General features: G+C 67.4%; 15 protein-coding genes. 5 read left to right on the top strand and 10 right to left on the bottom strand.

The window, feature by feature from the left end:
• Positions 1-247: 247 nt before the first annotated feature.
• From BVE01S_RS16220 to BVE01S_RS16210, 3 genes are all read right to left on the bottom strand, one after another.
• Positions 248-1,135 (bottom strand): pentapeptide repeat-containing protein, encoded by an 888-nt coding sequence (locus BVE01S_RS16220; RefSeq protein WP_066629860.1) that lies wholly within the window; start codon positions 1,133-1,135, stop codon positions 248-250.
• 81 nt (positions 1,136-1,216) lie between these two features.
• Entirely contained in the window at positions 1,217-1,708 is a 492-nt protein-coding gene (locus BVE01S_RS16215) for a pentapeptide repeat-containing protein (RefSeq protein ID WP_066629857.1), read from the bottom strand.
• 57 nt (positions 1,709-1,765) lie between these two features.
• Positions 1,766-4,309 carry a TSCPD domain-containing protein gene (locus tag BVE01S_RS16210; protein WP_066629855.1) on the bottom strand — a complete coding sequence of 848 codons (2,544 nt, stop codon included), beginning with the start codon at positions 4,307-4,309 and terminating at the stop codon, positions 1,766-1,768.
• A gap of 206 nt (positions 4,310-4,515) precedes the next feature.
• Here BVE01S_RS16210 and BVE01S_RS16205 point away from each other — a divergent pair, with 206 nt between their 5' ends.
• The 3 genes from BVE01S_RS16205 to BVE01S_RS16195 are packed head-to-tail and all read left to right on the top strand — an operon-like array spanning position 4,516 to position 5,923.
• Complete coding sequence (locus tag BVE01S_RS16205; RefSeq protein ID WP_055755156.1) at positions 4,516-4,908, top strand: NADH:ubiquinone oxidoreductase subunit NDUFA12; 393 nt, start codon at positions 4,516-4,518, stop codon at positions 4,906-4,908.
• Positions 4,905-5,558, top strand: a complete 654-nt coding sequence (locus BVE01S_RS16200; protein ID WP_066629852.1) for a DUF2155 domain-containing protein — start codon at positions 4,905-4,907, stop codon at positions 5,556-5,558. The genes BVE01S_RS16205 and BVE01S_RS16200 overlap by 4 nt, the downstream gene beginning before the upstream one ends.
• Before the next feature lie 26 nt (positions 5,559-5,584).
• Entirely contained in the window at positions 5,585-5,923 is a 339-nt protein-coding gene (locus BVE01S_RS16195; protein ID WP_066629849.1) for an EF-hand domain-containing protein, read from the top strand.
• On the opposite strand, the gene lepB is transcribed toward BVE01S_RS16195, so the two are convergent.
• The 5 genes from lepB to aroQ form a co-directional block, all read right to left on the bottom strand.
• Positions 5,920-6,684 carry a signal peptidase I gene (lepB, locus tag BVE01S_RS16190; protein ID WP_066629869.1) on the bottom strand — a complete coding sequence of 255 codons (765 nt, stop codon included), beginning with the start codon at positions 6,682-6,684 and terminating at the stop codon, positions 5,920-5,922. The genes BVE01S_RS16195 and lepB overlap by 4 nt on opposite strands.
• Positions 6,685-6,927: 243 nt before the next feature.
• A complete protein-coding gene (gene aat, locus BVE01S_RS16185; RefSeq protein WP_088582775.1) occupies positions 6,928-7,635 on the bottom strand; it encodes a leucyl/phenylalanyl-tRNA--protein transferase in 708 nt (235 codons plus the stop codon).
• Positions 7,605-8,957, bottom strand: coding sequence for an acetyl-CoA carboxylase biotin carboxylase subunit (gene accC / locus BVE01S_RS16180; RefSeq protein WP_055808513.1), 1,353 nt, complete (start codon positions 8,955-8,957; stop codon positions 7,605-7,607). Before accC ends, aat begins: the two co-directional genes overlap by 31 nt.
• Before the next feature lie 3 nt (positions 8,958-8,960).
• Positions 8,961-9,452 carry an acetyl-CoA carboxylase biotin carboxyl carrier protein gene (accB, locus tag BVE01S_RS16175; protein WP_066629847.1) on the bottom strand — a complete coding sequence of 164 codons (492 nt, stop codon included), beginning with the start codon at positions 9,450-9,452 and terminating at the stop codon, positions 8,961-8,963.
• A 47-nt stretch (positions 9,453-9,499) separates the two neighbouring features.
• Positions 9,500-9,946 (bottom strand): type II 3-dehydroquinate dehydratase, encoded by a 447-nt coding sequence (gene aroQ, locus BVE01S_RS16170; RefSeq protein WP_066629845.1) that lies wholly within the window; start codon positions 9,944-9,946, stop codon positions 9,500-9,502.
• Between the two features lie 344 nt (positions 9,947-10,290).
• Between aroQ and thiS the strand changes: the two genes are divergently transcribed.
• Positions 10,291-10,497: a sulfur carrier protein ThiS gene (thiS, locus tag BVE01S_RS16165; RefSeq protein ID WP_055755162.1), complete on the top strand. Its 207-nt coding sequence runs from the start codon at positions 10,291-10,293 to the stop codon at positions 10,495-10,497.
• On the opposite strand, the gene BVE01S_RS16160 is transcribed toward thiS, so the two are convergent.
• Positions 10,498-10,884 (bottom strand): type II toxin-antitoxin system VapC family toxin, encoded by a 387-nt coding sequence (locus BVE01S_RS16160; protein WP_066629842.1) that lies wholly within the window; start codon positions 10,882-10,884, stop codon positions 10,498-10,500.
• The gene (locus tag BVE01S_RS16155; protein WP_066629840.1) at positions 10,881-11,126 is read right to left on the bottom strand and encodes a type II toxin-antitoxin system Phd/YefM family antitoxin; all 246 of its coding nucleotides are present in this window, start codon (positions 11,124-11,126) and stop codon (positions 10,881-10,883) included. Before BVE01S_RS16155 ends, BVE01S_RS16160 begins: the two co-directional genes overlap by 4 nt.
• Before the next feature lie 115 nt (positions 11,127-11,241).
• On the opposite strand from BVE01S_RS16155, the gene BVE01S_RS16150 reads away from it, so the two are divergent.
• On the top strand, positions 11,242-12,024 hold the full coding sequence (locus BVE01S_RS16150; protein WP_039247919.1) for a HisA/HisF-related TIM barrel protein: 783 nt from the start codon (positions 11,242-11,244) through the stop codon (positions 12,022-12,024).
• Positions 12,025-12,470: the final 446 nt, after the last annotated feature.

Raw genomic sequence — 12,470 nt, 5'->3', positions numbered from 1 at the left:
CCCGGCCTTAAGTCGCGCGCCTCCGCGAGGCGCGCATAGGCCGAAAGACACAGTAGCGTAACAGAACGGCCCCCGGAGCAATCCGGGGGCCGTTTTGCTGTGGGGGGCTATCCGCAGATCGCCAGAGGCGCTCGTAGGAGACCCCAGTTTGATAGGGTTGCGCCGCAGGCTAGGGCCTCTGGGCTCCGTAGCGCGGTCCGACCTGAAATGCGGGGCATTCCCGAAGGACGAGTCCGAGGCGGACGGCTTAGTTTTCGGCGTTGACCAGGTTTCGCACGCGAGGCGGGACCGGCGGCGTGGGCGCTGCGCGGACGATGCGAATAGAACTGCTGCGGCAGGCCTGGGGCGAAAGGCGGCCGGGCAGGCGGGTCGAGCCGTCGCCGCAGGCCTCGCTGATCTGGTCCTGCGTCAGGCCTCGCGCGCCAGACAGATCGGCGCCGCGAATGTCGGTCCGACGCAGCGAGGCATTGGAGAAGTCGGCGCGCGAGAAGCTGCCGCCGGTCAACCGCGCCCCATCCAGGCTGGCGTTCGAAAAGTCCGCGTTGGAGAAATCGCCGCCCGAAAGGTTCGAGGCTGTGACCTCGGCGCTGGCGAAGTTGGCGCCCGACGCCCGGACATTGGCCAGTGTGGCGCCGAACAGTTCCGAGTTGGAGAAGTTGGTTCCGGCCAGGGTGGCGCCGGTGAAGTTGACGCCGTGCATCTCGCTGCCCGAAAGGTTGGCGCGGGTCAGGTTGGCGCGAACGAAGGACGATCCTTGCGCCTCGGCGCCGTTGATCTGCGCCCCTGTGAAGTTGGCGGAGGTGAAGTTGGCGCCGACGATCTCGACCCCGCCCATGTTGGCGCGGCTGAAATCACTGCCGGTGAAGTTGGAGCCCATCATCTCGGCGCCGCGCAGGTTGGCGCCGACCAGGGTGGCGTTCATGAAGCTGGCGCCGGTGAAAGTGGCGCCCGACAGATTGCGGCCGGACAGTTCGCAGCGATTGCACGATCCGCCCAGCGACACCGAACGGGCCACGTCGCGGTCCTGCATCGACATCTCGACCCCGGCGAAGGCTGGGAAGGCGGCGAGCGCCAGTCCCAGCGTCAGCAGGGCCAATGTGGGGCGGACCCGGATATGTTCAGCGATCTGTTTCACGCACTCTGAATGCCTCGAAACCCCCGCCGCACCTACTTAAATCGAGGTAACTTCATGAAATCGAGGCAAGGTCGGCGCCGCTCAGCAGGCCGGAATGCGCAAGCCCCGAGGCAGGACGGTGGAGCCGTCGCCGCACGCCCGGTTCAGTTGGGCCTGGGTCAGGCCGGTGGCCCGCGCCAGCTGGGCGCCCGACAGATTGGTCCCCGACAGGGTCGCGCCGGCGAAGCTTGCGCCCTCCAGGTAGGCGCCGACGAAGCTGGCGTTGGTCAGGTTGGCGCGCGAGAAGTTGGATCCCGAGAAAACGCCGCCATAGGCTTCGACGTCACGCATGTCGGTGTTGGAAAATCGCGTGCGGTTCATGACGCTGAGGCTCAGGTCCGCCTGACGCAGGCGTGAGCCAGCCAGGTTCAGGCCCCGCGCCTCCAGCCCCGAAAAGTCGCCCTGAAAAAGATTGCAACCGGCGCAGGAGGCGCCGCGCCGCACGCTGGCGATCTGACCCGCGTTCTGGGCCATCGCAGGCGCAGCGACGGCCAGCAAGGCGGCGATCAGGCCGAGGGAAAGTGTGCGTTTCATGGACCGGGCTCCGACGTTCGATCGTCTGTCAGCAAACCCTAGGCCATAACTCTTAACCTAGCCCTGATCGCCGCCCTGAAGCGCCGGGGCCGCCCCGCAGGTGTCGCACACCCAGGCCGCGCCCCGTTGCTGTAGGCTGAAATCGCCGCAGGCGGGGCAGGCGACGGCCTCGCTGTTGGTGGCGGCGCGGGCTTCCGGCTCGCCCTTCTTGCCGAAGGGCAGGACGACCAGATTGTCAGGCGCGGAACCGCGCGCGAATCCCTTGGAGATGAAACGGGCGGCGGGCACGGCTGTATGGGCGTCGGGCTTTCCGTCGCCCAGATCGTCGGGGTTCTGCGCTTCCGTCTCGGCGTTGGCGAGTTCGTGCCGGTCCAGATAGGAGACGCCCAGTTCGCGGAAGATGTAGTCCAGGATCGAGGTCGCCGACTTGATGGAGTCGTTGCCGGTGACGCGCCCGGCCGGCTCGAACCGGGTGAAGACGAAGGCGTCCACGAACTCGTCCAGCGGCACGCCGTATTGCAGGCCGATCGAGATGGCGATGGCGAAGTTATTCATCAGGCTGCGGAAGGCGGCGCCTTCCTTGTGCATGTCGATGAAGATCTCCCCCAGCTCGCCGTCTTCGTACTCGCCGGTGTGGATATAAACCTTATGGCCCCCGACGGCGGCCTTCTGGATATAGCCCTTTCGCCGGTCGGGCAGTTTGCGGCGCGCGCGTTCGCGCTCGACGACGCGTTCGACGACCCGTTCCGTCGGAGCCGAGCGAGGCGCTTCGCGGACAGGCTCTGGGCGGCCAAGCTCGGGGCGGGCGGTGTCGAGCGACGGCAGGGACAGCAGCGGTCCCGCTGGCGGCGCGGCGCGGGACAGACGAAGGACGCGGCGGCCGTCCAGCGCACCCTGGCTCAGCAGTCGCGCGGCCTGGGTGGAGGTCGTGCGCCAGTCCATTGGTTCGATCGCGATGTCCGGCATGTCGCTGAACGATTCGACGGCGCGCCGCAGATCGGCCGCCGCCGCCGCCGGATCGGCCAGCAGGGCGGCGACGGAGGCCGGCGCCTCAGGCCAGTCGCGCAGATCGCCATGACCGAAGACCCAGCGCGCCGCCGCCGTCTCCGCCTCTTCCGACACGCCCAGCAGGGTCAGCAGCAGACCATCGCCGTCTTCCACGCCCAGGACGTCGCGGATAAAGCCGGGGTCCAGGACGGGGGCGGCGAAGACCGTGTCGAAATCCTCGGCCCAGCCCAGAGCGGTCTCGATGGCGGCCAGTTCGATGTCGGTGAAACCCAGAGCGCGCAAGGCTGTGTGGTCGATGCCCGGCGCCTCGACCAGGGTGCGGCGCCCGAACGTCCACCGTTCCGCCGCCTCGACATCGCCGCCGGCGGCAGAGATGGCCGAGGCAAGCGCGGGGTGCAGCCGGCGACCGATCTCGCCGTCGGCCGTCTGGAACACATCGATCGCTGCGACGCGGCCCAGGCCCAGCCGCAGCCGCGCCTCCGCATCCTCGACGAACAGGCCGATGGCCGAATGGCGACGCGGCGTCTCCGGGTCTTCCCAATCGAGGCAGGGGCCGCGCAGGCTCGCCAGTTCGGCGGAGGTCTGGCCCGCCGTCGCGGCGACCAGGCCCGCGAGCGTCTGCGCCTGATCCATGCGGTCGTCGCTGGCCGCCAGCGCGTCCAGCAGGCCGTCCAGTCCCAGCGCGATGGGACCGGGCTGCGAAGACTGTAGGTCCAGCGCCACAGTCAGCAGGCGGGTCAGATCCGCCAGATCGGTCGCCATGTCTCCGTCGAGCGCCAGGACGGCGCCTAGGTCGATCAAAGCCCGCGCGGTCTGGGCCGTAGCGGTCTCCGCATCGCGCGGGTCGAAGGCGACAATCAGCCCGCCGTCTAGCGCCGCCTCGCCCGCCAGCAGGGCCTCGGGCGCGCCGGCCGCGATCTGCGTCCGGTCCGCCAGGGCGACCAGAGGCGCGCCTTCGACCATCGGCTCCAACGCCATTGCGGGTCGTTCGCCGTCGATGGCTCTCAGGATGTCGGCGTCGCTGGCGCCGCACCGCCGCGCCAGCGCCGCCGCCCGGCCCAGGGCCGGATTGCGCGAAGGGTCGCCGCAGTCGCCGCGCGGGCCTTCGCAGCGATCCACCGCATCGGCCACGCCCGCCAGCGCCTCGGCCAAGGCGTCGGCCGCCTGGGCCCCCAGACGCGCGGCCGCGCGCCGTCCGGCGTGCGCCTTCAACCGCGCCGCCGCGCCGGGGTCGTTCAGATCGACGACGCCGACGGCCGCAGGTCCAGACGCCGCTGGCGCTGCCAGCCCCAGCCTGAAGGCGCCCGACAGCTCCTCGACGAACGCGGCGGCCTCGGCCCGGTCGAACACGCCCTCGGTCAAGCCTGTCTCCGCCAGCCGCTCGGCCCAGGCGTCGACGCCGCCGTTCAGCCAGTCGCCGGACAGGGGTGTTGCGAACCCTTCCGCCTCGACCCAATCCAGCCAAGCCTCGATCCGGACGTCGGACCAGCCGGCAGGGGCCAGGACCTGTTGCACGCCAGAGGGGCGCTCGATGGCGCGGGTCTCCATCGCGACTCGTTCAGCGCGAGCGGCGAAGCCGGATTGAAAGCGCATGGCGGCGTCTCTCCGAAAGGTTCGGGCGAGCCTAGGATGCGCACGCGGCTTAGCCAATACATCTGGTGTCGCTCGGCGGGGTTGCCCACAAGATATCGATTCACCGCCAGACGCTTGAACGCTGGACGAAGAGGGCGCGGGTTTCTATGATCCGAACCAGACGCCGCCTCCCTTTCCGGCGACCCCTTACGGTTGGATTCCACGACGTGTTGAGCAAGATTTTCGGCTGGTGGGAGGGCGCCACGATCGGCACCCGGTTCACCATCGCCAAGCGCGGTCGCTTCGTCGGCCAGGACGAGAACGGCAATCGTTATTACGAGAGCCGCGACAACGTCAGCTACGACGGCCGCAAGCGTCGCTGGGTCATCTATGACGGCTATGCCGAGGCGTCCAAGGTGACGCCCGACTGGCACGGCTGGCTGCACTACACCTTCGACCTGCCGCCGACCGAGCAGCCGCTGCCGCGTCGTGCCTGGGAGAAAGAACATCTGCCCAATATGACCGGCACGCCCCTGGCCTGGCGTCCGCCCGGCTCGCTGGCCGGAGACGCCAAGCGCCCGGCCGCAACCGGCGACTATCAGGCCTGGACGCCCGAGTGAAAATCCGCCGCATCCTGTTGGGCGCGGCGTCCGTCGCGGCTGTGCTGAGCGCCGGCGCGGTGACCGCCAGCGTGCTTCAGGACGCGCCTCGCGATGCGCGTCCGGTTCAGGATCCGATCGGCGACATTCTGCGCACCACCCCGGCCCAGCCCTCGGTTCCGACCGAGACGCCGCCCGCGGGCGCACCGGCTCCGCGCTCTCCGGTCGCCGTGGCGCCGCCGCCCAATGTCGTCATCGCCGAGGACGCCGCCGTCGAGGAAAAGGCTGAGGAGGAAGTCGCGGCCGAGAAGCCCGTCGCGACCAAGGCCATCGACCAGCCCGCCACACCCGCACGCCGCCAGCGTCGTAAGTTCGCAATCATCCAGGCCATCGACAAGGTCACCGCCGAGACGATGAAGTTCGAGGTCGAGGTCGGCGGTCGCCCCGTGCGCTTCAACCAGAATCTGATCTTCGCGGCCCGCGCCTGCGAGGTCACGACACCGGACGAACTGACCGAAGACGCCATCGCCTATATGGACGTCTCGCTTCAGGCGCGCGGCCGGCAGGAAGGCCGCCAGATCTTCCGCGGTTGGATGTTCGCTTCGTCACCCGCCGTCAGCGGGGTCCAGAGCCCCTACTATGACGCATGGGTCGTCGGCTGTAAGAACTGAGCTTTGACGCCGCGAGGAGGCGCGCCATGGATCGCAACAAGCCGCCCAAGAAGACCGAGACGGTCGAAATCCGACTGCCCCACGCGACAAAGACCGCCTTCATGGCGCGGTGCCGTGACGAGGGCCGGACGGCCAGCGACGCCATTCGCCGCTTCATAGACGCCGAGTTGAATGCGGCCTCGTCCCCACGCCCTCAACCCCGCCTGAGCTGGCGGCCCCTGCTGGCCGCCGCCGTCGCAGGCCTGGCGCTGGGCGCCGTCGCCGCGCCCTCCCTGGCCCAGTCGTCGCCCACCCGCGCCGATTTCGACCGGCTGGACCGCAATCACGACGGCGTCGTCAGCTTCGACGAATACCGCGCGCGTTAGCGGATGCGGACCAGGAACCGGTCCCACTGAAGGTTCAGCCACGTCCAGGGTTTGAACAGGTTGGCGCCCGGTTTCCAGGAGGCCAGCACCATCTCGGCCCGGCCGATGATATTCTCGGCCGGCAGCAGGCCGACGCCGATCTCGGGCGGCCAGCGGCTGTCCAGCGAGTTGTCGCGGTTATCGCCCATCATCAGGTAGTGGGCGGCCGGCACCCGGCGCACAGGCGTGTCGTCGCCCGACAGGTCCGATCCGCCGTCGTATGTAACGTAGGATCGTCCGTCGGCTAAGGTCTCGCGCACCTGCTGGACCCGTCGCTGCGGCGCATCGTGATCGGCGACGACATCCAGCCGGGTCTGGCGCACCGGATCGCCATTGACGAAGACAACGCCGCCCCGCACCTGAACCGTATCGCCCGGCAGGCCGACGACGCGCTTGATCCAGGCCTCACTGGGGTCGCGCGGCAGGCGGAACACGACCACGTCGCCGCGTCTCGGCTCGCGCCCGAACAGCCGTCCCGGTGACATCGCCGGATTGAACGGCAGAGACGCCTTGCTCCAGCCGTAGGGATATTTCGACACGACGATATAGTCGCCGGTCACCAGCCCTGGCTCCATCGACGACGAGGGGATGGTGAAGGGCTGGAACAGGACGATGCGGATCGCGAGCGCCAGGATGATGGCGAAGATCAGCGTCAGGGCGATCTCTCGCACCTCGCGAAGAAGGGACGGGCGGGGCGGAGCTTTTGGCGGGGTCTGTGTCATGCCGCCATTGACCGTCAGGCCGGCCGAAGACACCAATCCGAACCTGTCGGGACAGGCCCCAAATCGTGTCCGGACAGATCCTCTTAGTGCGTCATTCCGGGGCTGAGCAGAGCGAAGAACCCGGAACCCAGGGCCACGCGCGCGTTGCCCGCCCCACTCAACGCCCGGTGCGCCTCTCCTGGGTTCCGGGCTCGTCCTTCGGACGCCCCGGAATGACGTCACCAGAATGTGTGTCGATCGAATTTAGGCGCTGGCCAAGGCGACCGCTTCTGCGCCGGTCAGGGGCTCGCGCAACGCCCCTTGGTCCGGCCTGACCGAGAGCGCGGGCTGAAGCCGCTCCAGATAGGCCGCCTGCGGCGTTTCGACCGCACCGAACTGGCTCAGATGGTCGGTCAGGAACTGGGCGTCCAGCAAGGTCCAGCCGCCCTTTCGCAGGCGCGCGACCAGATGCACCAGAGCGACTTTGGAGGCGTCCCGCTCGCGGCTGAACATGCTCTCGCCGAAGAAGGCCCCGCCCAGCGACACGCCGTAAAGCCCGCCGACCAGCCGTTCATCACGCCAGCACTCGATGGAATGGACGAAGCCCATGGCGAACAGGGCGGCGTACAGCCGCCGGATCGGGCCGTTGATCCAGGTGTCTTCGCGATCCGGCCCTTGCGCCGCCGCGCATCCATCTAGCACCGCTTCGAAGGCGGTATCGACCCGCACCTCGAACGGCTCGCTCCGCACGGTGCGGCGCAGGCGGCTGGGGATGTGGAAGGCGTCCAGCGGAATGACGCCGCGCTGTTCCGGCTCGATAATGAAGACGCGCGGATCATCGCGCGCCTCGGCCATCGGAAACACACCCCGGGCGTAACAGGCCAGCAGGTCCTCGGGGCCGAAACCGCCGAAAGGCCCGCTGGCGCTGAAATCGGGGTCGGTCAGGCGTCGCCCTTCTGACGGGCCGCCCATTTTTCCAGCCAGTGGATGTCGTAGTCGCCCGACAGGATGTCCGGCTCGGCCAGCAGCTTCTGGAACAGCGGGATGGTCGTGTCGACGCCGCCGATGACGACCTCGTTCAGCGAACGCTTCAGGCGGGCGATGGCCTCCTCGCGGTCGCGGCCGTGGACGATCAGCTTGCCGATCAGGCTGTCGTAATAGGGCGGGATCGAATAGCCAGCGTAGATCGCGCTATCCAGGCGCACGCCCAAGCCGCCTGGGGCGTGGAAGTCGGTGATCTTGCCCGGCGACGGGGTGAAGGTCTCCGGGTTCTCGGCGTTGATCCGCACCTCGATGGCGTGGCCCTTGAACTCGATATCGTCCTGGGTGAACGACAGCGGCAGACCGGCGGCGATGCGCACCTGTTCGCGCACCAGATCGACGCCGGTGATCATTTCCGTAACCGGATGCTCGACCTGCAGGCGGGTGTTCATCTCGATGAAGAAGAACTCGCCGTCCTCCCACAGGAACTCGATGGTGCCGACGCCCAGATAGCCGATGGCGGCGATGGCCTTGTTGACCGTCTCGCCGATCTGCTTGCGACCTTCGGCCGACAGGGCGGGCGAGGGGGCCTCTTCCAGCACCTTCTGGTGACGGCGTTGCAGCGAGCAGTCGCGTTCGCCCAGGTGGACGACATTGCCGTGGCTGTCGGCGATGACCTGGATCTCGATGTGGCGCGGCTTCTGGAGGTAGCGCTCCATATAGACGGCGCCGTTTCCGAAGGCGGCCTTGGCCTCCGACTGGGCGGTCTGGACCGCTTCGACCAGATCATCAGGTGTCAGGGCGACCTTCATGCCGCGTCCGCCGCCGCCCGCCGCCGCCTTGACGATCAGGGGGAAGCCGATGGACTTGGACGCCTCGATCGCGGCCTCGACGGTTTCGACCTCGCCATCCGAGCCGGGAACGACCGGGATGCCGGCGTCCTTGACCGTCTGTTTGGCGCTGATCTTGTCGCCCATCACCCGGATATGCTCGGGCTTGGGACCGATGAAGGTCATGCCATGGGCCTCGACGATCTCGGCGAAGCGGGCGTTCTCGGACAGGAAGCCGTAGCCGGGGTGGATCGCCTGGGCGCCGGTGATTTCCGCCGCCGCGATGATCGAGGGGATGTTCAGATACGACTTGGCGGCCGAGGCGGGGCCGATGCAGACGCTCTCATCGGCCAGCCGCACCCACATGGCGCCGCGGTCGGCTTCGGAGTGCACGGCGACGGTGGAGATGCCCATCTCCTTGCACGCCCGGTGGATGCGCAGCGCGATCTCGCCGCGGTTGGCGATCAGGACCTTGGTGAACACGGCTTAGGCTTCCAGCAGGACGAGGGGTTCGCCGAACTCGACCGGCTGGGCGTCGCCGACCAGGATTTCGGCCACAACGCCGTCGCGCGGGGCCTGGATCGGGTTCATCGTCTTCATGGCTTCGACGATCAGCAGGGTCTGGCCCTTCTTGACCTTGTCGCCGGGCTGGACGAAGGCCGGGGCCTCCGGCGACGCCTGCAGATAGGCGGTGCCGACCATCGGCGACTTCACCTCTTCGCCGGCGCGGGCGACGATGGTGGCGGGGTCCGACGGCATGGCGGCCGGCGCAGTAGCGGCGGCGGGCGCAGCGGCGACCGGGGCGGGGGCGGCGGCGTACTGAACCGGAGCGGCGTTGACGGTGACTTCGCGCGCCACGCGGATGCGCAGTTCGCCGCGCTCGACCTCGACTTCCGTCAGATCGGTCTCGTTCAGGATCTCGGCCAGCTGGCGAACCAGGGCGGCGTCGATTTCGGCGTGTTTCTTGTCATCGGCCATTGGAGTTGCGCCTTGTCTTTCGTGGTCTTTGATAAACGGGACGGGGCTCAGCCGCGTTCCCGAACCTGGGTGAGGGCCGCCTGGACGGCCAGTTCATAGCCCGCCGCGCCGAAGCCGGCGATGACGCCGGTCGCCGCGGAGGACACATAGGAGTGATGGCGAAACGCCTCGCGCGCCGCCGGATTGGACAGGTGCAGCTCGATCACCGGGATCGACAGCGTCTTCAACGCATCGTGCAGCGCCACCGACGTATGCCCATAGGCCGCCGGATTTAGGATCAGGGCGTCGGCGCCCTCGCGCGCCTCCTGGATCCAGTCCACCAGCACGCCTTCATGGTTGGTCTGGCGAAACACGATCTGCGCCTCGCCGGCCGCCCGGACGCAGCGCTGCTCGATGTCCGCCAGGGTGTCGCGGCCATAGATGTCCGGCTCCCGAACCCCGAGCAGGTTCAGATTGGGGCCGTTCAGCACATGAATGACGGGCGTTTCGGCCATGGTTCCAGAATCGATCCGGCGCAGCGCGGCGCAAGAGGGGCCTTTTAGCGGACGCAGGGCGTGGGTCAAACGCTCGCGGCGTCGAACCTTCCCCGACGTTACGTGCGATGGCGTGGATTTCGCAGCGCCGGCTGCCATCGTCCCTGGTCGGGACGGCCTGTGGGAGCGCCGAGGATGCGCCAGGACGGCAAACTGATCCTGAGAACCGTGGTGGCGACCTTTGCGGCCTTGGCCGTTGCGGTCGGCGCCTTCCTGTTTGAGGCGGGCTGAGCGCACAGTCTGGCGAACCGGCCTGTCACCGTCTATCTGACGCGCGACGGTCGGCGAGGCGAAGGTCAGAGAGAATGCGTGTGCACCAGATCCATCTCAATGGCGAGCCACGTCAGGTCCAGGCCGCCACCATCCTGGCCCTGGTCGAGGAACTGTCGCTGGACCCGCGCAAGGTCGCCGTCGAACGCAATCTCGAGATCGTGCCCAAGTCGCTTCACGCCGCCACGCCGGTCGCCGCAGGCGATCGTATTGAGCTGGTCCAGTTCGTCGGCGGCGGTTGATCAGACCTTGAGGATGGGGCCCTCGTAGAGACTGATGGCGCTGTCCGCCGTCAACAAGGTCAAGTCTTCGCAGCGCGCTTGAGCGATTAAGGCGCGATCAAAAGGATCGCGATGGAGCAACGGAAGTTGCCCCGCGACGATCCCATGCTCACTGGTCATGATCACCTCCACGAAGCCATTCACGGTGAGCAGATAATGGAGCCGTTTGGGATCGACCGAGAAGTCCTCGGAATTCCGCGCTGTTTTTATGGCGATTTCCCACAAGCTCATTGCGCTGAAATGAAGAACATTGTCCCCGTCGTTGATCAGTTCACGGGCCTTATCGCTCAGCCTCCCTGTGTCGAAGGCAGACCAGATCAACAGGTGAGTGTCCAAAAGCAGGTTCACGATTTGCCGTAGAACATCTCTTCGATGTCGTCCTTGAACGCCGTTTTGATGTCATCGGGAACCACGCCTTCGCCCTTCATGAAGCCAATGCGCTGAACCGTCCTCTTCGGCGTGTCATCGACTGCCGTAACCTTCACCATCGGCTTGCCGGCCTTGGCGATGATGAAGGGTTCGCCCTTCGCTGCCTTTTCGATCAGGCGGGACAGATGCGTCTTTGCCTGATGGATATTGACCGTCTCCATGACCTGTCTCCATTGAACTTAGTCCACTTAGTTTAGTCTATTCTGTGGTCCCTCGCAACGCGGTGTGATCCTTGCGACCTTTCGCTCGGCGGCCAGGGCGCGTAGGTCAGCACCCATGACCGATACAGCCAACGAAACCTGGTCCGTCGCCGGCCGCACCTTCAACTCGCGCCTGATCGTGGGCACCGGCAAATATGCCGACTACGCCCAGAACGCCGCCGCCGCCGAGGCGGCCGGGGCCGAGATCGTGACCGTGGCCGTGCGCCGTGTGAACCTGTCCGACCCGACCCAGCCGATGCTGGTCGATTATGTGAAGCCGGATCGCTTTACCTTCCTGCCCAACACCGCCGGCTGTTTCACGGGCGAGGATGCGGTGCGGACCCTGCGGCTGGCGCGCGAGGCCGGCGGCTGGAGCCTGGTCAAGCTGGAGGTGCTGTCCAACACCGCCCACCTGTATCCCGACATGATCGAGACGCTGCGGGCGCTGGATCTGCTGATCAAGGACGGGTTCGACGTCATGGTCTATTGCACCGACGACGTCGTGATGGCCAAGCGGCTGGAAGACGCCGGCGCCGCCGCCATCATGCCCGCCGCCGCCCCGATCGGCTCGGGCCTGGGCATCCAGAACGAGGTCAACGTCCGCCTCATCGTCGAACAGGCCAAGGTGCCGGTGCTGGTCGATGCGGGCGTCGGCACGGCCTCGGACGCGACACGGGCGATGGAACTGGGCTGCGACGCCGTGCTGATGAACACCGCCATCGCCGGGGCCAAGGATCCGATCCGCATGGCGCGGGCGATGAAGCACGCCGTCATCGCCGGCCGCGACGCCTATCTGGCCGGGCGGATGGCCAAGCGGATGTATGCCGACCCGTCGTCGCCGCTGGCGGGACTGATCTGACCCAATCGTCTCCTCTCCACTTGTGGGGACGTGGACCGCCCCGGGTCTCGCCGAAGGCGAGCCAGAGGACAGGCGGCGCGGTGGAGGGGGTCTTGACGCCCCACAGACGCCTGCGATGCGCGAAGAGCCCCTCCGTCTCTCCGCTGCGCTTCGAGCCACCTCCCCATTTCATGGGGAGGAGACGATGCTCAGCCATCGCAATGACGCTGGTCCATCCGCTGCGATTTCAATCGCTTGCCGATTTATGTCCCTCGTCTCCCGTCCACGGGGTCAAACGGGCCCATAATACATCCGTCTCGTCGCATGGAGGGCTCGCCTGGCCTGCGACCTTGCGGCGGCGAGAGCGGATGGAACGGGAGCGGGTCTGAAACGGCCTGCGCTGACGGCGACACACGGTGCGCCGCCGGAGGGTCGAGGGGGATACTCGATCGCACTCGGGCCGGTCC

It is taken from the genome of Brevundimonas vesicularis NBRC 12165, assembly GCF_001592205.1.
Lineage (GTDB): Bacteria > Pseudomonadota > Alphaproteobacteria > Caulobacterales > Caulobacteraceae > Brevundimonas > Brevundimonas vesicularis.
Note: the sequence above shows the minus strand (reverse complement) of the source record. Positions and strands in the feature narration are given on the sequence as shown.

Bases quoted from the DNA above. Each gene is read 5' to 3' on its own strand.
- BVE01S_RS16210 (WP_066629855.1), bottom strand. From the start codon at position 4,309: ATGCGCTTTCAATCCGGCTTCGCCGCTCGCGCTGAACGAGTCGCGATG.
- lepB (WP_066629869.1), bottom strand. From the start codon at position 6,684: ATGACACAGACCCCGCCAAAAGCTCCGCCCCGCCCGTCCCTTCTTCGC.
- BVE01S_RS16215 (WP_066629857.1), bottom strand. From the start codon at position 1,708: ATGAAACGCACACTTTCCCTCGGCCTGATCGCCGCCTTGCTGGCCGTC.
- aat (WP_088582775.1), bottom strand. From the start codon at position 7,635: ATGGGCGGCCCGTCAGAAGGGCGACGCCTGACCGACCCCGATTTCAGC.
- aroQ (WP_066629845.1), bottom strand. From the start codon at position 9,946: ATGGCCGAAACGCCCGTCATTCATGTGCTGAACGGCCCCAATCTGAAC.
- BVE01S_RS16155 (WP_066629840.1), bottom strand. From the start codon at position 11,126: ATGGAGACGGTCAATATCCATCAGGCAAAGACGCATCTGTCCCGCCTG.
- thiS (WP_055755162.1), top strand. From the start codon at position 10,291: ATGCGTGTGCACCAGATCCATCTCAATGGCGAGCCACGTCAGGTCCAG.
- BVE01S_RS16150 (WP_039247919.1), top strand. From the start codon at position 11,242: ATGACCGATACAGCCAACGAAACCTGGTCCGTCGCCGGCCGCACCTTC.
- accB (WP_066629847.1), bottom strand. From the start codon at position 9,452: ATGGCCGATGACAAGAAACACGCCGAAATCGACGCCGCCCTGGTTCGC.
- BVE01S_RS16195 (WP_066629849.1), top strand. From the start codon at position 5,585: ATGGATCGCAACAAGCCGCCCAAGAAGACCGAGACGGTCGAAATCCGA.